Below are 20468 nucleotides of genomic sequence, written 5' to 3' on the forward strand. Positions count from 1 at the left end.
GCATCCCGTGGCCGGCCAGACGACCGGACAGGCCCGCCAGCAGCGGCGCCGATGCACGTCGGCCACTACTGCCTGATGCTCAAAAAAGCCCGCCAGCAGAAGCCAGCGGGCAAAGGGTAGACTTTCCGGTTGGGGTCATTCGAGGCCCCGCCGACCCTCAATGTGAGATATTCCACAAACTGGCACATCGGCCAAACAGATGAAAGACGGCCAGCCGGGCTGTAAAACTGCCTATAAATCCGCTGGTTTTCAGCTTGGCCAGAACAAGTGCAATGCACCGGGGGCAAAAGCTGGAGCGGGTAGCGGGAATCGAACCCGCGCGTTCAGCTTGGGAAGCTGACAAGCTACCATTACATCATACCCGCGCTGGTTCCTCCGATATCATGGCCCGGCGCCGATGCGCAATCCGGTTTGAGGGCTCGGCTTGATGCAGGGCTATCAACTGCGTATTTCTAGGCATGTGCCCGAATCGCGGCACCCGACTGTGGAGACAGGCTTGTCCGCACTGAACCGCTTTCTCGGCGATACGCCGCTCCGGGTGATCCTGAAGCTGCTTGTGGTGTCGTTCCTCGTCGGGCTGGTCATGAATGCCTTCGGCTGGTCGCCGATGGATGTGCTTTATGGCATTCGCAAATTCTTCATCGACCTGTGGAATTTGGGCTTCCACGCCATCGACCGCTTTCTCGGCTACATCCTGCTCGGTGCCGCGATCGTCGTGCCGGCCTTCATCCTGCTCAGGATCGCTAACTACCGGAAGTGAATTTTCAGGCGTAGCCCGCCGCCACCTCGAACAGGATGGCGTGCCGTGCAGCAAGTGCTGCGACATCCGTCGAATAGCCTCCGCCGATAACGCCGCATACCGGTATGCCAAGCGTGCGGAAATGGCGGATCACCATATCGTCGCGGGCGCGCAGCCCGTCATCCGTGAGCGACAACCTGCCGAGCCGGTCCTCGACATGGACATCGACGCCGGCATTGTAGAAGACGAGGTCCCAGCGCCTTCGCGCCGACAGCTCCGGCAGGATGGCGTCCAGCAGCTCCAGATAGGCTGCATCGCCGGCGCCGTCGGGCAGGGCGACATCGAGATCGGAGGCGATCTTGCGCGCGGGGTAGTTGCGGTCGCCATGCATGGAGAAGGTAAACACGCGCGGCTCGTCGTTCAGGATATCCGCCGTGCCGTCGCCCTGATGCACGTCGAGGTCGACGACCAGGATGTTTTGGACAGCAGCTTCGGCGAGCAGCACCAGCGCGGCAACGGCTACGTCGTTGAAGGTGCAGAAGCCGGCGCCTTGCGCGCGCCGTGCATGATGGCTGCCGCCGGCGGTGTTGCAGGCGATGCCGTTCAGCAACGCCAGCCGCGCTGCCAGCACCGTGCCGGCCGTTGCGAGCTGCGCCCTCAGCGAAACCCGCGGTCCCACGGGAAAGCCGATCTCGCGCTCGATCGCCACCGGCACTTCGCAGGCAAGCACCTGGTCGACATAGTCGACCGCGTGGGCAAGCTTCAGCCATGATGGCCGCGCCGCCTCCGGCATGTTGAGCGCTTCGGGCTGCGCCAGGCCGCGTGCCCGCAAGGCATCCATCAGCAGCGGATATTTGCTCATCGGGAAGCGGTGGTTGACGGCGAAGCCGGCGTCGTAGTCGGGATGATGAACGATCTGCAAGGGCATGGGACGGGCGGTGCGCCAGAGGCGGGTTTCGGTTGACCATAGCGGGGTGGATGGTTGCGCGAGGTCCGCAAACTGGGGCACATCGGCTAGCCGATCAAGCCGCAACAGGAAGCAACACGCGTTTGGAGCAGGCTTTACCCACCGAAGTCCACGCCACCGAAGCCAGGGCCTTCGTCGTCACCAACCGCTCGGTGCTCGCCATCGCCGTGCCGATGACGCTTGCCTATCTGACGACGCCGTTGCTCGGAATTGTCGACACGGCGGTGGTTGGGCAGTTCGGCGACGCCGCCCTTCTCGGCGGCCTGGCGGCCGGCGCCCTGATCTTCGACGTCGTTTTCACGACCTTCAACTTCCTGCGCTCCGGCACCACCGGCCTCGTCGCCCAGGCCTTCGGGCGCGGCGATGCGCTGGAGGAGCAGGCGGTGTTCTGGCGCGCCGTGCTGATCGCGGTCGTCGCCGGCGTCGTGCTTGCCGCGCTTGCGCCGCTGGTCTCCACCGCCGGGCAATGGTTCATAGGCGCCGAACCACGCGTCAGCGCGGCGATGGACGTCTATATCCGCATCAGGATGCTCGCAGCACCGTTCTCGCTGATCAATTACGCCATCCTCGGTTACGTGCTTGGGCGCGGCGAGGGCGGGCTCGGGCTGATGCTGCAGTTGATACTGAACGGCATCAACATCGCCCTCTGCTTCCTGCTTGGCCTGGAGCTCGGCTGGGGCGTTGCCGGCGTTGCCTGGGCAACGGTCACCGGCGAATTCGTCGCCATGCTGCTTGGTCTCGCCATTGTCGGCCGGCGCTTTTGGGCGGCGCCCAAGCTGCCGCGCCGCCGCGTCCTCGATCTGCCGGCATTCCTGCGAATGATGTCGCTCAATCGCGATATCATGATCCGCTCCTTTTCGCTGCTCGCCGCCTTCGCGCTGTTCACGCGCCAAGGCGCGCAATTCGGCACTCTGACGCTGGCCGCCAACGCCGTGCTGATGAACCTCTTCCTGGTTGCCGGCTATTTCCTCGATGGTTTCGCCACCGCCGCCGAGCAGCTCGCCGGGCGCGCCATAGGCGCCCGTGCCGCCACGGCGTTTGACCAGGCGGTGCGGCTGACGCTGCTTTGGGGGCTCGGGCTGGCGGGCGCGGCGACGCTCTTCTTCCTGCTGGAGGGCACCGATCTCGTCGCCCTGATCACGACCGCGACGGACGTCCGCGCCATTGCCGACATCTACTTGCCCTGGGCGGCGTTCACCGCGCTCAGCGGCGCGCTGGCTTTCCAGATGGACGGGGTTTTCATCGGCGCGACGTGGTCGCGCGACATGCGCAACATGATGCTGTTGTCGTTCCTGGCGTTCAGTGCCGCGCTGCTGATCCTGGCGCCGGCCTTCGGCAATCACGGCTTGTGGGCGGCGTTGCATGTCTTCCTGCTTGTACGCGGCTTCAGCCTGCTCGCCATATTGCGGCTGCGGGTGCGCGCGGTCTTTGGCTGATCGCTAAAACGGTTTCGCCGCCCATTGATCGAGGCGGCTGTCGCGAAGCTCGCGCAGCGACTTCAGCCGTTGACTGTCCATGAAACGGACCATGCCGGAAAGAATACGCCCCGGCAGCGCAGGCCCGGCATAGATCATGCCGGTGTAGAGCTGCACGAGGTCGGCGCCGGCACGGATCTTTTCCAGCGCCGTCTCGGTGGAATCGACGCCGCCGACGCCGATGATGGTGGGATCCGGGCCAAGCAGTTTTCGCATCTTAGCCAGCATGATCGTCGAGCGTTCGAACAAGGGTTTCCCCGAAAGCCCGCCGGTCTCGCCGGCAAAGCCGGCGCTGCTCAGGCCGGCTCGCGCGATCGTTGTGTTGGAGACGATGACGCCGTCCATTTGCTTATCGCTGATCTCGGCGGCGATGTCCTCAAGCTCGGCCTCGACCAGATCCGGCGCGATCTTGAGGAACACGGGCGGTTTTGCCGGTGCCGCCGCACGCGCGGCCATGACCCGCGACAGGAGGTCGCCAAGCTGTTCGCGTGCCTGCATGTTGCGCAGGCCCGGCGTGTTCGGCGAGGAGATGTTGATTGCCAGATAACTGGCATATCGCGCGAACCGGACCACGCCGCGTTCATAGTCACTGACGCGGTCGGTGCTGTCCTTGTTGGCGCCGATGTTGACGCCGACGATGCCGGCACGGCCCATGCGGGCGGCAAGGCGCTTTTCCGCGGCGTCGTGGCCCTCATTGTTGAAGCCCAGCCGGTTGATCACCGCCCCGTCCGAAGGCAGCCGGAAAATGCGCGGCTTCGGATTGCCCGTCTGCGGCAGCGGTGTGATCGTGCCGACCTCGGCGAAGCCGAAGCCGAGGCCGAGCAGCGCGTCCGGCACTTCGGCATTCTTGTCGTAACCCGCGGCCATGCCGAGCGGGTTCGGGAAATCGAGTCCGCAACGGCTGACCTTTAGCCTGTTGTCCTGCGGCGGACGACCGGCGACCGGCAGCCCGCATCTCAGCGCGGCGATCGACAGTCCATGCGCGGTTTCCGGATCGAGCGTGAACAGCAGTTTCTGGCCGATCCGGTCGAACGCGCTCATTCGGCCTCCAGCGCCGGGAATTCATGCCGGCCGTCAGCGCCGAGCGGCAATGCCTGCACCGAAACGACCGCATCGAGGCCGAGCCCGCCATAGAGATGCGGGAACAGGGCGCCGCCGCGCGAGACCTCATATTTCAGCGCATCGCCGAGGCGCGCGCTATCGACGGCGACCAGCAGCAACCGGCTTTGGCCGGCGAAATGTTTGGCCGCCGTTTCCCGAACCTGCCCGGCGGTAGAAAAATGGATGAAGCCGTCGGCGACGTCGATCGGCGCGCCGGTGAAGCCGCCTTCTCTTTCAGCCTCGCGCCACAGCACCTCGGGAACTATCTTGTAGATGATCTCGGACATCGTTGCGCTATAGTCCGAACCGACCACGCGGGGAAGGGCAGGCCCGTGTTCTTCCCCATTTCAGGTTCGTCCCCATTTCAGGCGCAAACTGTGATAGATTGCGCCGACTGGCTCATGGAGGAAAACATGCGTCTGAAACACGTCTTGATCCCCGCAGCACTGGTGTCGCTTGTCGCGGCGTCGGCCTTTTCCGAGGAAGCCGATCGCTACCGGTTGGAGAAATCGGCCAATGGCTATGTCCGCATGGATACGCAAACCGGCGCCATGTCGCTCTGCGAGGAACGCTCCGGCCAGCTCGTCTGCAAGACGGCGGCCGACGAACGTGCCGCCCTACAAGATGAGGTCGACCGGCTGCAAAATTCGGTGAAGGCGCTCGACGAACGCGTCGCCAAGCTCGAAAATTCGCTTGCCGCGCGTTTCGAATCGACTTTGCCCAGCGAGGAGGATTTCAACAAGACGATGGGCTACATGGAGCGCTTCCTGCGCAGCTTCATGGATATCGTCAAGGACATGGACAAGGACGACGACGGCGCCAAGCTCAATTCGCAAAAGACCTGAGGACCTGGAATCGCCTACGGCATGCCGCTCGAAACAGCTGGCGCCGCCGCATAAGTTCAGGTCCCGTAAGGCGGAAAATCGCCAACGGGATTCGGGGAGGGATATCACCGTTGGGCTACACATTCCTCATTGCCGATGATCACCCGCTTTTTCGCGGTGCATTGAGGGAGGCTCTCGCGGGCATCGGAGATGTTGCCGCCATTCACGAGGCTGGCGATTTCGAAAGCGCCAAGGCGCTGGTCCTGGCCAATGAGGATGTCGATCTGGTGCTGCTCGATCTCTCGATGCCGGGGGCAAGCGGTCTTTCCGGCCTGATTTCGCTGCGCGGCATCCATCCGGCGGTGCCGATGATGGTGGTCTCGGCGCATGACGATCCGGTGACGATCCGGCGCGCGCTCGATCTCGGCGCCTCCGGCTTCATCTCCAAATCGGCCAGCATGGAGGAGATCCGCAATGCGGTGCAGTCGGTGCTTGCCGGCGATATCGCGGCTCCCGTCGGCATCGATCTCGGGGTGGAGCGCGATCCCGAGATTTCCGACCTGATCAAGCGGCTGCAGGCGCTGACCCCACAGCAGACGCGCGTGCTCGGCATGCTGGCTGAGGGGCTGCTCAACAAGCAGATCGCCTATGAGCTCGGGGTCTCCGAAGCGACGATCAAAGCGCATGTCTCGGCCATCCTGCAGAAGCTCGGCGTCGACAGCCGCACTCAGGCGGTGATCCTTTTGTCCAAAATCGGCAGCGACCCGCTGCAGACGGCCGGCTGATTCCTATTCGGCCGCCGGCGCCAGCGGCCTGACCCTGGCCATCATCGAGCGCAGCATCGCCGGTTTCAGTGGTTTGCTGATCACCGGCACGTCGAGCCTGCCGGCAGCGGCGCGAACCTCGCTGGAACGGTCGGCGGTGACCAGCACGGCCGGCAGGTCCTCGCCATGGATCGCACGCAACTGGGCGATCAATTCGAGGCCGGTCCTGTTGTCGAGATGATAGTCGGCAAGCACGATGTCCGGCCGATGCACGCCGGACCTCTCGAGATCCTCCGCGCCGGAAAGCGTGTCGACGCTGCAGCCCCAACCCTCGAGCAGCAGCCGCATGCCGTCGAGGATGCGGACGTCGTTGTCGATGCAGAGCACATGGAGCCCGGCAAGCGAGGCCGCGGCACGGGCAGGCGGCTTCGCCTCGGCCTCGCGCCGCGGTGCCTGCACGGCCACCACCGGCAGCAACACGGAAAAGCGTGTGCCCTTGCCTGGGTTGGAGAAGATCCGGATTTCGAGGCGCAGGACGCGGGCGATGCGGTCGACAATGGAGAGCCCAAGGCCGAGGCCTTCCGCCTCGCGTGCGCCCTCGTCGAGCCGGGTGAATTCGCGGAACACGGTGTTGAGCTCGTCGCCGGCAATGCCGATGCCGGTGTCGATAACCTGGATCTCGGCCAGTTCGCCGCGCCGCCGCGCGCCGACCAGGATGCGGCCACGGCGCGTATACTTGATGGCGTTGGAAACCAGGTTCTGGATCAGCCGGCGCAGCAGATTGCGGTCCGTCATGACGCTGAGCGACGACGGCATGATCGAGAGTTCGAGCTTCTTTTCGGCGGCAAGCGGCCGGAAGTCGTTGCCGATCTGGCGCAGCAGCCCGTCGAGGCCGAAGCTCGTATCGTCCGGCTTCATCGCGCCGGCATCGAGGCGCGAAATGTCGAGCACCGCGCCGAGGATGGTCTCGACCGATTCCAGCGACGATTCGATGTTCATCGCCGCCTTGCCGGCAGGTCCCTTGCCGGTCTTCTCGATCAGCGACGAGCAATAGAGGCGGGCGGCGTTCAGCGGCTGCAGGATGTCGTGGCCGGCGGCAGCGAGGAAGCGGGTCTTGCCGAGATTGGCCTCCTCGGCCAGCATCTGCGCTTGCGCCAGCTCCTCATTGACGCGGGTGAGCTCGGCGGTGCGGCTCTTCACTCGCTGTTCCAGGGATTCGTTGGCGCGCTTCAGCGCCAGATCCTGCTCGACGCGTCCAGAAATGTCGGCGTAGGTGGCGACGATGCCGCCGTCCGGCATCGGATTGGAGCGCAATTCCAGGATGCGCCCGCTTGTCTTCAGCTCCATCTGCCATGGGCTGACGAAGCTGGTCAGGCGGTTGAGCATGGTGACGCGCTGGTCTGCCGGTATGTCACCGCGCTCGGCAAGGTGGCGCAGGATACGATCGAGTGAGACGCCGACCTGGCCCATCTCGTCGGGCAGGTCGAACAGCGCCCGGTACTGGCGGTTCCAGCAAATCAACCGGAAATCGCGGTCGAAGACAGTGATGCCCTGTTCCATCTGGTCGAGTGCGATCTGCAGCAGATCGCGATTGTGCTGCAGCGCCTCGGTGGCATCGTCGAGCAGGCGGAAGGCGTCCTTGGATTCGCGGTCGTTGCGGCGCAGCAGCAGCGACAGGATCAGCCGCGCCGAGGATGAGCCGACGGCACTGGCCAGAAGCTGCTCGGAGAAGCGGATGACATCCATGCTGGCCTGTTCGTTGCCGAGCAGTGAAGTGCCGCTGCTCTTTTCGAACGACTGAAAGGACCGCTCGGTCCGTTCGACACCGAGATAGCGCGCGATCGTGTCCTTGAGGTCGTTGACGGTAATGGTGGTGCGGAAGCGGCGCAGGCTGGGCAGCGGACCCGCTTCGCGCGGCACGAAGATCGACGCCTGGATGCGTTCCAGCGGCACCGACGCCCGCGACAGCGAGCCGAACACAAAAAACAGCGTGTTGATCGACAGGCTCCACAGCACGCCATGGTTCAGCGGCTCGGCGACGGTGCCGAAAAGAGCCTGCGGCCGCAATGCATCGAAGCCGAACAGGCCGTGGACGAGGATGCCGGTATCGGGCGCGACTAGCGAGGGAAGCAGCAGCGTATAGCTCCAGACGACGATGCCGGCGACCATGCCAAGTGCGGCACCCCTTCCGTTGGCGCCGCGCCAGACCAGGCCGCCGATCATTGCCGGCGCGAACTGCGCGATCGCGGCGAACGACATCAGGCCGATCGAGGACAGCCGCGCGCTGTTGGTGCTCTCGCGGTAGTAGAGAAAGGCGATGAACAGCATGATGAAGATCGCCGCCCGCCGTACATTGAGGATGAGCGTCGACCAGTCCTCGTTCTCGGATGTCGTGGTCCGCAGCAGCCGGCGCACGAACAGCGGAATGACCAGGTCGTTGGAGATCATGATCGACAGCGCGACGCTTTCGACGATCACCATTGCGGTCGCCGCCGACAGCCCGCCGATGAAGGCGGCCATGGCCAGCACGTCGTGGCCGCTGAACAGCGGCAGCGACAGCACGTAAAGGTCGCTGCTGGTCCTGGGGCCGACCAGTTCCAGGCCGGCCAATGCGATCGGCAGCACGAACAGGTTGATTGCCACCAGATAGAGCGGAAACACCCATGTCGCGGTGCGCAGCTCGGCCTCGCTGCGGTTTTCGACGATGGTGACGTAGAACTGGCGCGGCAGCATGAGGATGGCAAAGCCGCTCAGGCATGTCAGCACCAGCCAGGTAGCGAGCGAGGTGTTGTAGCCCATCGCCTTGCGCACCTGCGTGTTTTCGGCGAGCTGGTCGAACATATCGCCTGGCCCGCCGAAGATCAGGAACGTGACCATCAGGCCGATCGCCAGGAAGGCGGCGAGCTTGACCACGGTCTCGACCGCCACAGCCAGCACCAGCCCGTCCTGGTGCTCGGTGGCATCGGCATGGCGCGTGCCGAACAGCACCGCAAACAGCGCCAGCAGCATGGCCACGACCAGCGAGATGTCACTGACGAACGGATCGAACGACGGCGGCGAGCCGGTATAGTGCTCGACCATCAGGCTGACCGAGCCGGAGATTGCCTTCAATTGCAGCGCGATATACGGCACGGCGCCGATGGTCGCGATCAGCGTGGCGATCGCCGCGACAGCGAAGCTCTTGCCGTAGCGGGCACCGAGAAAGTCGGCGATCGAGGTGATCTTCTCGGTCTTGGCCAGCCTGACGATGCGCTGCAGCAGCGGAAAGCCGAACACGAACACCAGGACCGGTCCGATATAGATGCCGAGGAACTCCAGGCCGCGCTCGGAGGACAGGCCGACCGAGCCGAAGAAAGTCCAGGAGGTGCAGTAGATCGCGAGGCTGAGCGCATAGATGAACGGCCGGGCGCGGCCGGGCCCGGTTGAAGTCGAGCGGCGGTCGCCCAGGCTGGCGATGGCAAACAGCAACGTCACATAGGCGATCGCGATGATGACGATGAACCAGCCCTGCACGGCTCGAACTTCCTCCCTGCGCCGATTTTTTCATCCGGCCTTGCAGACGCAATCACAGCTTGGCCACCGAGTCCATCGCGGCTTTCGGCGCATTATGGCCGCGGCTTCGCGCAATCCAGGCCGGGGAAACACGTCTTTGCGCCTGTCGCAACCGCAGGTTTTTGCTATTCTGCCCGCCGGTCGATGCCGAGGCGTGGACGGCAGCACGGCCGGTCAGGACAAGGAGGGTCGAATGCTGAAAGAATTTCAGGAATTCATTTCCAGGGGCAATGTGATGGACCTGGCCGTCGCCGTCATCATTGGCGCTGCCTTCGGCAAGATCGTCACCTCGCTGGTCGACGACATCATCATGCCGGTCATCGGGGCGATTTTGGGCGGATTGGACTTCAACAACTACTTTCTGCCCTTGTCCTCGGCCGTTAACGCCACATCGCTGGCTGAGGCAAAGAAACAGGGCGCGGTCTTCGCCTATGGCAGCTTCATCACCGTGGCGCTGAACTTCCTTATCCTCGCCTTCATCATCTTCCTGATGGTCAAAGCGGTGAACAATCTGCGCCAGCGGCTGGAGCGCGAGAAACCGGCCGCCCCGGTTGCCCCGCCGCCGGCCGATGTCGCGCTGCTCACCGAAATTCGCGATCTCCTCGCCAGAAAGTAGCGCCTGCGGTAACTTTCTGGACCAAAACCCCGGTCGCTTGCGGCCGGGGTTTTCTGTTTTCGTCCGCCCTGAAACACGCTAGCAGTCGAGCAAACGAAAACGGACCCATCCATGACCCTGATCGATACTCTGCGCGCCGAAGCGCGGGCGGCGCCTGAAAGCGGCATTGTCGCCGTCATGAATCGCGGCCGCGGCCGCGACGGCATGATCCCGCTCTGGGCCGGCGAGGGCGACCTGCCGACGCCTGCCTTCATCACCGATGCAGCCGCCAAGGCGATGGCTGGCGGCGAAACCTTCTACACCTGGCAGAGGGGCATTCCTGAACTCAGGCAGGCGCTCGCCCGCTACTACACCAGGCATTTCGGCAAGACTTTCGCCAACGAGGAATTCATCGTCACCGGCTCCGGCATGCATGCCATCCAGATGGCCATCGATGCGGTGGCCGGCAAGGGCGACGAACTCGTCTACCTGTCGCCGGCATGGCCGAACTTCGCCGCCGCCGCCGGCATCGCGGGCGCCGTTCCAGTCGCGGTCACGCTCGATCAGTCGGGCAATGGCTGGTCTTGCGATGTCGACAAGATCGCAGCGGCGATCACGCCACGGACCAAGGCGCTGTTCGTCAACACGCCGTCCAACCCGACCGGCTGGACCGCCGACAAGGAGACGCTGCAGGCGATCCTCGATCTCGCCCGCGAAAGGGGCCTGTGGATCATCGCCGACGAGATCTACTCGCTGTTTCATTACGGCCATGGCCGCGCGCCGTCCTTCATCGACATCATGGCCGATGAGGATCGCATCCTGTTCGTCAATTCCTTTTCCAAGAACTGGGCGATGACCGGCTGGCGCATCGGCTGGATCAAGATCCATCCCGCCTTGCAGCAGGTGTTCGAGAACCTGGTCCAGTATTCGACTTCCGGCGTTGCGCAGTTCATGCAGCGCGGCGCCGTCGTCGCCCTCGACGAAGGCGACGCCTTCATCGTCGAGCAGGTGGAGCGGGCGAGGGCGGCGCGCGACCTGGTCTGCGGCATTCTCGCTACCACCGGCAGGGCGCGGTTCACAGTGCCGCAGGGCGCATTCTATTTGTTCTTTGCGGTCGACGGCATCACCGATTCCCGCGCTGCCGCCTTCGACATGGTCGACCGCGCCAATGTCGGCCTGGCGCCCGGCACCGCCTTCGGCCCCGGCGGCGAAGCCTTCCTCAGGCTGTGCTTCCACCGCCGCCTCGACCAGCTCGAGGAAGCGGCAAATAGGCTGGCGAAATGGATGAAGACTGTCTGAGCGACTTCGCTCTGACGACCAAATGGTTCTCGGCGTAGAGTTTTAAACGACCTTCAGCCGCCCGACTTCGGCACCAGCAGCGGAATGACGCGATCGCTTTTGGCGACCGACGGTCGGCCGGCGGACCCGTACGGAATCCCCAACGCGTCCCATGTCTCGACCAGTGCGTCCTGCAGCGACGCGATCAGCGCGTCCGAATGGAACGGTGTCGGCGTGATGCGCAGCCGCTCGGTGCCGCGCGGCACTGTCGGGTAGTTGATCGGCTGGATGTAGATGCCGTGCACACCGAGCAGGCGGTCGGTGGCCATCTTGCAGAGCTCGGGATCGCCGACCAGAAGCGGCACGATGTGGGTAGGCGACTCCATCACCGGCAGGCCGGCCGCGGCCAGCACTTGCTTGGTCCGTGTCGCCTGACGCAGCTGCGCATCGCGCTCGGCCTGCGAGCGCTTGAGATGGCGGATCGAGGTGGTTGCCGCGGCAGCGATCGCCGGCGGCAACGCCGTGGTGAAGATGAAGCCCGGCGCATAGGAGCGCACCGCGTCGATCACCGCAGTGTTGCCGGCGATGTAGCCGCCAAGCGTGCCGAACGCCTTGGCCAGTGTGCCCTCGATGATGTCGATGCGGTCGGCCAGCCCTTCGCGCTCGGTGATGCCGCCGCCGCGCGGCCCGTACATGCCGACGGCGTGGACCTCGTCGATGTAGGTCATGGCGTTGTAGCGCTCGGCGAGATCGACGATCTGCTTGATCGGCGCGATGTCGCCGTCCATTGAATAGACGCTCTCGAAGACAATCAGCTTGGCGCGCTCGCGGCCGGCTGTCTGCAGCAGGCTTTCGAGATGCGCGACGTCGTTATGGCGGAAGATCTTCTTCTCGGCGCCTGAGCGCCGCACGCCCTCGATCATCGAAGCGTGGTTGAGCTCGTCCGAGATGATCAGGCAATTGGGAAGCAGCTTTGCAATGGTCGAGATCGACGCCTCGTTGGAAACGAAGCCGGAGGTGAAAACCAGTGCGGCTTCCTTGTCGTGCAGGTCGGCCAGCTCCAGTTCGAGCTCGACCAGCGGGTTGCTGGTGCCGGAGATGTTGCGGGTGCCGCCGGCCCCCGACCCCATCTTGCCTGCCGCCTTCTGGAAGGCGGCAATGACGTCGGGATGCTGGCCCATGCCGAGATAGTCGTTAGAGCACCAGACGGTGATTTCCTCGGCGCGGCCATTGGCGCGCCAGATGGCGCGCGGGAATTTCCCGACAATACGCTCAAGGTCGGCGAAGACGCGGTAGCGACGCTCCGCATGGAGCTGGTCGATCGCTTCCTCGAAAAACCGCTGATAGTTCATGTCGCCTTCCCAGTTTTGCGCGGGATCATAGTCATTGGCCCATTCGTCGTCCATCTGGCCTTTTTGGTCAAAATGCCACGCCCCGAGCCTGTTCCTAACGACCACGGAACGTGGCCTATTCCCTTGATGTGGATCAATCTTGTTTCACGACAATGCCACGCGCCGATGAGACCGGTTACCGCAGGTTCTAATGGCTTGGCGGCAGGTTTTCCAGTAAGGCGACGATTGAGACAGTTCCGACAAATCATGAATAGCGAGGATGCGGATGACGGTTTTGGTGACAGGCGGTGCCGGCTATATCGGTAGCCATATGGTCTGGGAATTGCTGGACACGGGCGACAACGTCGTCGTCCTCGACCGGCTTTCTACCGGCTTTGAATGGGCGGTGGCCCCGGAAGCAAAGCTCGTCGTCGGCGGCCTCGCCCACAGGGAACTGGTCGCCTCGATCATTCGCGACAATAAGGTCGACGCGATCATCCATTTCGCCGGCTCGATCGTGGTCCCCGAATCGGTCGCCGACCCGCTTGCCTATTACGAGAACAACACCTGCAAGACGCGCACCTTGATCGAGACTGCGGTGCGCGAAGGCGTGCCCAATTTCATCTTTTCCTCGACCGCCGCCGTCTATGGCGGCGCCGGCCTGGAGCCGGTGCGCGAGGATGCCCGGCTTGCGCCGGAATCGCCCTATGGCCTGTCCAAGCTGATGAGCGAATGGATGCTGCGCGACGCGGCAATTGCCCATGGGTTGCGCTATACGGCGCTGCGCTATTTCAACGTCGCCGGCGCCGATCCGAAGGGCCGCACCGGCCAGTCGACGCCCGGTGCCACGCATCTGATCAAGGTCGCTTGCGAGACGGCGCTCGGCAAGCGCCCCTTCATGCAGGTGTTCGGCACCGACTATCCGACGCCGGACGGTACCTGCATGCGCGACTATATCCACGTCAGCGACCTGGCGGCGGCGCATCGGCTGGCGCTTCAGCGGCTGCGTGCCGGCGGATCGAGCCTGGTCGCCAATTGTGGTTACAGCCACGGCTATTCGGTGCTCGAGGTCATCGACAGCGTCCGCCGCGTCTTCGGCCATGATTTCGAGGTACGGATGGGCGATCGCCGCGCCGGCGACGCCGCCGCGGTCGTCGCCAATTCGGAGCTGGCGCGCGGCGAGCTCGGCTGGACCCCGCAGCGCGACAACCTCGACCAGATAGTTGCCGATGCGCTTGCCTGGGAGCGCATCCTGACCAGCAAGAATTCGGCTCTGGGGTGAAGTGGGCTCTCCGCAAAGGTTGGTTCAGCGCGCTGGGGGCGGAATGAAAATCCTGGTGCTTGGGGCCGGCGCCGTCGGTACGGCGGCGGCCTATTATCTGGCCAGCGACGGCCATGAGGTGACGGTGATCGAGCGCCATCCGGCGGCAGCACGCGGCACCAGCCGGTCGAATGCCGGCCTGGTGTCGCCCGGAGACGCCACCGCCTGGGCCTCGCCAGCCGCGCTGAAGACGTTCCTGCGTGGCCTCTACAACCACGATCTCGGCATCAAGGTGCGCCTGCGCTTCGATCCGTATTTTTTCGCCTGGAGCCTGCGCTTCCTGCGCCAGTGCACGCATAAGCGCATGCGCGCCAACACCGACGTCAAGCTTCGTCTGGCGCTCTATTCGCGCGACTGCATCAACGCCGTCTCGGCCGAAACCGGCATCCACTATGACGAGCGCAAGAAAGGCATTCTGTATTTCTTCCGCTCGCAGCAGAGCTTTGATACCGGCACCGACAATTATCGCTATCTCGGCGAACACGGCCTGCCGATCGAGATCGTCGGCCGCGACCGGCTGGTCGAGCTCGAGCCCGGCCTTGCCGGCGCCAAGAACAAGATAGCCGGCGGCGTCTATTCGCCGATCGACCAGACCGGCGACTCCAGCCAATTCACGCAGAACCTCGCTGCCTATGCCGCCGAGAAACTCGGCGTCCAATTCCTCTACGGCACCACGGTCGAAGGCCTCGACATCGACGGCGACCGGGTGCGCGCGGTGATGACCTCGGCCGGCCCGATAATCGGCGACGCTGTGGTTATCTCGATGGGGCCGGAGAGCGGTCTGCTCGGCCGCCGCTACGGCATCGACCTGCCCGTCTATCCCGTGAAGGGCTATACCGTGACTGTTCCGCTGGAAGATGAAAGCAAGGGGCCGATCATGGGCGGCGCCGACGAGGACCGGCTGATCGGCTATTCCAGGCTGGGAAATCGGCTGCGGATGTCCTCGACGGCGGAGTTCACCGGTTTCGACCGCACGTTCAAGCCACGCGATTTCAACTCGATCCTGAACACCGGCAAGGACCTGTTCCCCGGCGCTTTCGACGAGAGCAAGGCTGAGCTCTGGGCTGGACTTCGCCCGATGATGCCGAACTCCGTGCCGGTCATCGGACGGGCGCGGTACGACAATCTCTATCTCGACACCGGCCACGGCCATCTCGGCTGGACCATGGCCTGCGGTTCGGGAAAATTCCTTGCTGACGTGGTCGCCGGCCGCAAGCCGGAGATCGATCCGCAAGGATTGCTCTACAGGAACTAGGCATCTCCAGACATCAGGGCGCCATGAGCTCGGCGGTCAGGCTCGTTCGTCGACCGCCGAACGCCAGGAGCGCACGTAACTTGTCCAGAGTGGATCGGCCGACGGTTCGGTCCTTTCGCCTCTGCCTTGCGGTGTCCCCTGGTCCGACGCCAGCAAGGCGGCGCCGATGCTGGTGCCTGTCGCAGCCTCGGAGGCAATGACGGCGCGCGCCGCCGCCGCAGCCAGCATGCGGGTGAACAGCCGGTTGCGGGCGAAGGGTCCTTCGACGATGGTGGGACCGTCCGCGCCGATCAGGTCGAGGCAGGTCGCGGTCATCAGCGCCAGGTAGAACGAGATGGCGACAAAGCGATGGCCGACGCTCATACCGTCCGCGTTAAGCCATGATGCGGTATGATACGGAAACGGCCCCGAACCCTGTTGGGTCGAGGGCAATAGGGACGTCTTGCGCGCCAGCACCGTGGCAACATCGTCTTCCGTCCAGTTCTCCGATTGGCCCTCGGTCAGCACGGAAAACTCGCGGCCACCCATGAAGCGCGCCGAGGGCACGGGATCGCCGAGCGCGTTGACATTGACCAGCGTGTCGCGTGCCGGGTCGAGCGCGATCTTGTTGCCGCCAACCGCCATCGACACCACCCAGGTGCCGGTCGAGACCACGGAGAAAGGCGGCTTGTCGGACAGGAGATGCGGCATCAGCGAGGCGTTGGAATCGTGCAGGCCGCAAAACACCGGCGTTTGCGGGTCGAGGCCGGTTTGCCGCGCGAGAGCGGGCAGGATCGGGCCCAGGCGGTCCTTGGCCGGCCGCACCGGCGCCATTAGCCGGCGCCATTCCAGCCGGTCGACCAGCGACGAAAAATCCGCTTTCCACGGGTTCCACAGATCGGTGTGGCAGCCGAGCGAAGTCACCTCGCTGGCGGCGATGCCGGTCAGGCGCAAGGCCCAGTATTGCGGATACATCAGGATCGCTGCGGTTCTGGCGAAATCCGCCGGAAAGCGCTTCTGCTGCCAGAACAGCTGCGCGCCGAGATTGAGGCCGGCCGGCAGGTGCGGCGTGCCGGTCTCGGAGAACGCCGGACGGATCGTGTCATAGTCCCCGGCAAGGGCATCCGGCCCGTCGAATTCGTAGTCGAGCACCGGCAGCGCCAGTTCGCCTGATGCGTCGACCAGCACGCCCGTAGCGCCATGGGTGGTGATCGATATCGCATCGATGCGCTGCTCGCGATCGATCTCGGCCAGGCTGCCAAGGATAAACGCCCATAACCGCTCGACGTCATGGTGCGGGTACGGGCCTTGCCGAACCGGCTCGTTCACCATCCTGCGCAGCGCGACTTCGCTTGCTGCGGCAAGATCGACCAGCGCCACCTTGGCGTTGGTCTTGCCGATATCGATGACGGCGACGTGGCGGGTCATTCCATATGGAACATTGTTTCCAGCGGCACCGCCACCGGCTCGTTGTTCGGCTTGGTCTCCATGATGTCCGCCATCTCGGCCCACCAACGCTGCATCACCGGATGCTTCGGCAATTCGTCCATGCCGTGGTCGTCACGGCGCCACAGCACGCCGAACAAGGTGTTGGTCTCTTCGTCGAGATGGATCGAGTAATCGGAGATACCGGCCTGTTTGAGCAGCGCGACCAGCGACGGCCAGATGTCGTCGTGGCGCCTCTTGTATTCGGCCTTCATGCCCGGATTGAGCTTCATCTTGAACGCGTATTTCTCCGGCATCAGGCAAAGCGCTCCCGCCGCACTCGCCGCCACAGGATCGGCAGCGCGATAACGATGATCAGCAGCAGGCCGATGAAGATCGACATAACGATCCCCGGCACGTTGAGCAGGCCGAGGCCGAAGGTCACCAGTCCCATGATGAAGGCGGCCAGCACCACACCCAGAATGCTGCCGGCGCCGCCCAGGATGCTGACGCCGCCGAGCACCACCATGGTGATGACTTCCAGCTCGTAGCCCTGTGCGATGGACGGCCGGGTCGAGCCGAGCCGCGATGTTATCAGCACCGAGGCGATGCCCGCCATCAGGCCGGTCAGGCAAAACAGGATGAATTTGATACGGCCGACGCGTACGCCGGAAAACTGCGCCGCGACCGGGTTGTTGCCGATGGCAAAGACCCGGCGGCCGAAGCTCGTCCGGTGCAGAAGGAACCAGTAGACGACTGCCGCGACCAGGAAAAGCGTCAGTTCGAACGACACCACCCACCAGACATAGCCCTGGCCGAAGAAGGCGAAGCTCGCGGGATAGCCCTTGTAGGCCTGGTCGCCCAGGATGATGAAGGCAATGCCGCGAAACAGGCTCATCGTGCCGATGGTGACGACGATCGACGGCAAGCCGAGCCTGGTGACGAGCAGTCCGTTGAAGGCGCCGCAGCCGAGCCCGACGACGAGGCCGATTGCCACCAGTTCAGGCATGCCGGCGCCGGCCTGCACCGCCATTCCCATCATTGTTGACGCCAGCGCGATGATGGCGGCCACCGACAGGTCGATTTCGCCCGAGATGATCAGCAGCGCCATGGCCAGCGCGATCAGCGCCTTTTCCGTAAAGTTGAAGGTCAGGTCCGACAGCGACCACGCGTCGAGGAAGTAGGGCGAGGCAAAGCTGTTGACGGCAAAGATGGCAACCGCCACGACGACCAGCAGCGCCTCCCATGAGAAGATCGCCGACGTCAGCGGCTTGTCGAGCCGATCGGGAATGTGGCGTGGGGCAGGGGTGTCGGTCATGCCGCTTCCGCCTTTTTGAGAATGATGCGGCCTTGCCGGCGTTCGCCGCGCGCGTTGAGCACCACGGCCAGGATGATGGCGCTGCCTGAAATCGCCATCTGCCAGAAGGGCGAGATATTGATGACCGGCAGCGCGTTGGAGATAATGCCGAGGAACAGCGCGCCGAGCACCGCGCCGCCGACCGAGCCGATGCCGCCGGCGATCGAGATGCCGCCGATGACGCAGGCGGCGATGATGTTGAGCTCATAGCCGTTGGCGACCTCGACCGAGGCGATGACGTAGCGCGAAATCCAGAGATAACCGCAGAGGCCGCCGATCATCCCCGAGATGCAGAAGACGATGAATTTCGTCCGGCCGACATCGATGCCGGCATAGACCGATGCGGTCGGGTTGACGCCGATGGCATAGATCGAGCGGCCGAGCGCGGTGCGCGTCATCACGAGGAAGAACAGCGCAATAACCAGCAGGGCGATCCACGACAGTACCGGAATGCCGAGGAAAGCCGCGCGCTGCAACCCGATGAAATCAGCGCTCATCTGGTCGGCGTTGACCCAGGCGCCGCCTGAAATGACGAACGTGGCACCGCGGTAGATGGTGAGGGTGCCGAGCGTTACCACGATCGAGGGAATGTTCAGCCGCCATACCAGCAGGCCGTTGATGGCGCCGAGCACCAGGCCGACCAGAAGTGCGATGACGATCAGCAGCGGGATCGGGATCGCCGGATGCGCGGCGTTCAGCATTGCCACCACCATGCCGGTGAAGCAGAGATTTGAAGCCATCGACAGGTCGATCGAGCGGGTCAGGATGACGACCATCTGGCCGAGCGCCAGGATCATCAGGATCGACGTGTCGTTGAACACCTGGCGCAGGTTGGCCGGATCGGAAAAACCTGGAAACCGCGTGGAGATCAGCCCGATCAGCACGACGATTGCCGCCAGCAGCCAGACCTCGCGGTATTTGAGAAGAGCCTTCATGCCGCGATCCCCGCTGCCGTCCGGACCAAGGTTTCGGCGTCGAGCCCTTTATTGTCGTAGACCGCGGCAATGCGGCCCTCGCGCATAACCACGACGCGGTCCGACATGCCGAGGATTTCCGGCAATTCGGACGACACCATGATCACCGACAGGCCTTGCGCGACGAGCTCGGCCATGAAGCCGTGCACGGCCGCCTTCGAGCCGATGTCGATGCCCTTGGTCGGCTCGTCCAGGATGATCACCTTGGGCGCGGTCGCCAGCCATTTGGCGATGACGATCTTCTGCTGGTTGCCGCCCGACAGCGTGCCGACGTCCTGGCTGAGCGAGGAGGCGCGCAGATCGAGCCGCTCGGTATAGGAGCGAGCCAGCGCGAACTCTTCGGCCAGCCGCAATATGCCGGATTTGGATGTCCGTTTGAGCGAGGGCAGCGAGACATTCTGGAAGATCGGCAGGCCGATCACCACGCCTTGCTTGCCGCGCTCCTCCGGCACATAGACGATGCCGGCGTAGATCGAATCCGCCGCCGATTTCGGCGCGATTGCCTTACCCTCCAGCGTGATCGTGCCGCCGCTGGTGCGGGTGATGCCTGATATCGCCTGCATCACCTCGCTGCGCCCGGCGCCGACAAGGCCGTAGAAGCCGAGGATTTCGCCCCTGTGCAGCTCGAAGCCTATGTCGTCGAACTCGGTCGGGTGCGACAGGCCGGAGACGGCCAGCACCGGCGCGCCGATCTCGGCCTTGCGCTGCGGAAAGATGTGATCGACCGAGCGGCCGACCATCATGCGCACGATCTGGCTCTGGCCGGCGTCCTTGATCAGGCCTTCGCCGACCATCTCGCCGTCGCGGAACACGGTATAGCGGTCGGCGATGCGGTAGATCTCATCGAATTTGTGGCTGATGAACAGGATCGCCTTGCCGTCGCTCTTGAGGAATTCGATCAGCAGGAAAAGCTCTTCGATCTCCTTCATCGAAAGCGCTGCCGTCGGCTCGTCCATGATGACGATCCGCGCGTCGATGGACATGGCGCGGGCAACCGCAACCAGGTGCTTGTTGGCAATGCCGAGATCCTTCAGCCTGGCGTCGGCGTCGATATGGCCGGCGCCCATCGTGTCGAGCACCTCGCGGGCATTCTTGCGCATGGTGCGCCAGTCGATGGTTTTGAAACGCGTGCGCGGCGCATGGCCGAGGAAGATGTTTTCGGCCACCGTCAGGTCGTCGAACAGCACGGTTTCCTGGTGGATGGCGGTGATGCCGTGCCCGAACGCGGCGTGGGCGCTGGGCAGTGTGACCGGCTGGCCGTCGATGCTGATCGTGCCAGCATCCGGCTGGTAGATGCCGGTCATGATCTTGACCAGCGTCGACTTGCCGGCACCGTTTTCGCCGATCAGCGCGGTTACCTGGCCGGGATAGAGCGACAGGCCGACATTGTGCAGCGCCCGCACGCCGGGAAAGCTTTTCGAGATGCCGGACAGCGTCAGGCGCGGTCCGGATGACAAAGGCGCTTCATTTGCCACTTCGTGCTGGGCTGTCGTGTCCATAATCGTATCAGGCCCTGTAGCAAGGTTCGTTT

The 20468-nt window shown here is 64.0% G+C and carries 18 protein-coding genes and 1 tRNA gene; 8 read left to right on the top strand and 11 right to left on the bottom strand.

All coding sequences use genetic code 11. The features are described 5' to 3' along the window. Nucleotides 1–291: 291 nt before the first annotated feature. Nucleotides 292–365 (bottom strand) — tRNA-Gly (locus tag NKI47_RS08460). A 131-nt stretch (nucleotides 366–496) separates the two neighbouring features. On the opposite strand from NKI47_RS08460, the gene NKI47_RS08465 reads away from it, so the two are divergent. Then, a complete protein-coding gene (locus NKI47_RS08465) occupies nucleotides 497–760 on the top strand; it encodes a DUF6460 domain-containing protein (protein WP_023677362.1) in 264 nt (87 codons plus the stop codon). A 4-nt stretch (nucleotides 761–764) separates the two neighbouring features. On the opposite strand, the gene NKI47_RS08470 is transcribed toward NKI47_RS08465, so the two are convergent. Continuing rightward, on the bottom strand, nucleotides 765–1667 hold the full coding sequence (locus NKI47_RS08470; protein WP_352589155.1) for a histone deacetylase family protein: 903 nt from the start codon (nucleotides 1665–1667) through the stop codon (nucleotides 765–767). 50 nt (nucleotides 1668–1717) lie between these two features. Between NKI47_RS08470 and NKI47_RS08475 the strand changes: the two genes are divergently transcribed. Further along, entirely contained in the window at nucleotides 1718–3142 is a 1425-nt protein-coding gene (locus NKI47_RS08475) for an MATE family efflux transporter (RefSeq protein ID WP_352589320.1), read from the top strand. Nucleotides 3143–3145: 3 nt separating this feature from the next. Here NKI47_RS08475 and NKI47_RS08480 read toward each other — a convergent pair whose 3' ends face one another. Then, nucleotides 3146–4222 (bottom strand): quinone-dependent dihydroorotate dehydrogenase, encoded by a 1077-nt coding sequence (locus NKI47_RS08480; RefSeq protein WP_352589158.1) that lies wholly within the window; start codon nucleotides 4220–4222, stop codon nucleotides 3146–3148. Next, on the bottom strand, nucleotides 4219–4569 hold the full coding sequence (locus tag NKI47_RS08485) for a DUF952 domain-containing protein (protein ID WP_352576998.1): 351 nt from the start codon (nucleotides 4567–4569) through the stop codon (nucleotides 4219–4221). Before NKI47_RS08485 ends, NKI47_RS08480 begins: the two co-directional genes overlap by 4 nt. 126 nt (nucleotides 4570–4695) lie before the next feature. Between NKI47_RS08485 and NKI47_RS08490 the strand changes: the two genes are divergently transcribed. Next, nucleotides 4696–5127: a hypothetical protein gene (locus NKI47_RS08490; protein ID WP_352589161.1), complete on the top strand. Its 432-nt coding sequence runs from the start codon at nucleotides 4696–4698 to the stop codon at nucleotides 5125–5127. A 101-nt stretch (nucleotides 5128–5228) separates the two neighbouring features. Further along, the gene (locus NKI47_RS08495) at nucleotides 5229–5891 is read left to right on the top strand and encodes a response regulator (protein ID WP_502898030.1); all 663 of its coding nucleotides are present in this window, start codon (nucleotides 5229–5231) and stop codon (nucleotides 5889–5891) included. A 3-nt stretch (nucleotides 5892–5894) separates the two neighbouring features. Here NKI47_RS08495 and NKI47_RS08500 read toward each other — a convergent pair whose 3' ends face one another. Then, the gene (locus NKI47_RS08500; protein ID WP_352589167.1) at nucleotides 5895–9383 is read right to left on the bottom strand and encodes a PAS domain-containing hybrid sensor histidine kinase/response regulator; all 3489 of its coding nucleotides are present in this window, start codon (nucleotides 9381–9383) and stop codon (nucleotides 5895–5897) included. 232 nt (nucleotides 9384–9615) lie between these two features. On the opposite strand from NKI47_RS08500, the gene mscL reads away from it, so the two are divergent. Together mscL and NKI47_RS08510 are read left to right on the top strand one after the other, a co-directional pair. Further along, complete coding sequence (gene mscL, locus NKI47_RS08505) at nucleotides 9616–10038, top strand: large conductance mechanosensitive channel protein MscL (RefSeq protein ID WP_352488570.1); 423 nt, start codon at nucleotides 9616–9618, stop codon at nucleotides 10036–10038. A gap of 111 nt (nucleotides 10039–10149) precedes the next feature. Next, complete coding sequence (locus NKI47_RS08510; protein WP_023677370.1) at nucleotides 10150–11316, top strand: pyridoxal phosphate-dependent aminotransferase; 1167 nt, start codon at nucleotides 10150–10152, stop codon at nucleotides 11314–11316. Between the two features lie 53 nt (nucleotides 11317–11369). On the opposite strand, the gene hemA is transcribed toward NKI47_RS08510, so the two are convergent. Beyond that, nucleotides 11370–12647, bottom strand: coding sequence for a 5-aminolevulinate synthase (hemA, locus tag NKI47_RS08515; protein WP_023677371.1), 1278 nt, complete (start codon nucleotides 12645–12647; stop codon nucleotides 11370–11372). A 265-nt stretch (nucleotides 12648–12912) separates the two neighbouring features. Here hemA and galE point away from each other — a divergent pair, with 265 nt between their 5' ends. Together galE and NKI47_RS08525 are read left to right on the top strand one after the other, a co-directional pair. After that, a complete protein-coding gene (gene galE, locus NKI47_RS08520; protein WP_352589170.1) occupies nucleotides 12913–13908 on the top strand; it encodes a UDP-glucose 4-epimerase GalE in 996 nt (331 codons plus the stop codon). 43 nt (nucleotides 13909–13951) lie between these two features. Continuing rightward, nucleotides 13952–15202, top strand: coding sequence for a D-amino acid dehydrogenase (locus NKI47_RS08525; protein ID WP_352589173.1), 1251 nt, complete (start codon nucleotides 13952–13954; stop codon nucleotides 15200–15202). A 36-nt stretch (nucleotides 15203–15238) separates the two neighbouring features. Here the strand turns inward: NKI47_RS08525 and NKI47_RS08530 are convergent, their stop codons facing one another. From NKI47_RS08530 to NKI47_RS08550, 5 genes are read right to left on the bottom strand one after another with little or no spacing between them, the layout of a single operon-like run. Then, complete coding sequence (locus tag NKI47_RS08530; protein ID WP_352589176.1) at nucleotides 15239–16609, bottom strand: FGGY-family carbohydrate kinase; 1371 nt, start codon at nucleotides 16607–16609, stop codon at nucleotides 15239–15241. Beyond that, complete coding sequence (rhaM, locus tag NKI47_RS08535; protein ID WP_352448660.1) at nucleotides 16606–16923, bottom strand: L-rhamnose mutarotase; 318 nt, start codon at nucleotides 16921–16923, stop codon at nucleotides 16606–16608. The genes NKI47_RS08530 and rhaM overlap by 4 nt, the downstream gene beginning before the upstream one ends. Next, on the bottom strand, nucleotides 16923–17924 hold the full coding sequence (locus tag NKI47_RS08540; protein WP_352589179.1) for an ABC transporter permease: 1002 nt from the start codon (nucleotides 17922–17924) through the stop codon (nucleotides 16923–16925). Before NKI47_RS08540 ends, rhaM begins: the two co-directional genes overlap by 1 nt. Beyond that, on the bottom strand, nucleotides 17921–18898 hold the full coding sequence (locus NKI47_RS08545) for an ABC transporter permease (protein ID WP_352589182.1): 978 nt from the start codon (nucleotides 18896–18898) through the stop codon (nucleotides 17921–17923). The genes NKI47_RS08540 and NKI47_RS08545 overlap by 4 nt, the downstream gene beginning before the upstream one ends. After that, nucleotides 18895–20436 carry a sugar ABC transporter ATP-binding protein gene (locus tag NKI47_RS08550; RefSeq protein WP_352589185.1) on the bottom strand — a complete coding sequence of 514 codons (1542 nt, stop codon included), beginning with the start codon at nucleotides 20434–20436 and terminating at the stop codon, nucleotides 18895–18897. Before NKI47_RS08550 ends, NKI47_RS08545 begins: the two co-directional genes overlap by 4 nt. Nucleotides 20437–20468: the final 32 nt, after the last annotated feature.

The organism is Mesorhizobium sp. M0633 (assembly GCF_040320645.1).
In the GTDB taxonomy this organism is placed as follows: domain Bacteria; phylum Pseudomonadota; class Alphaproteobacteria; order Rhizobiales; family Rhizobiaceae; genus Mesorhizobium.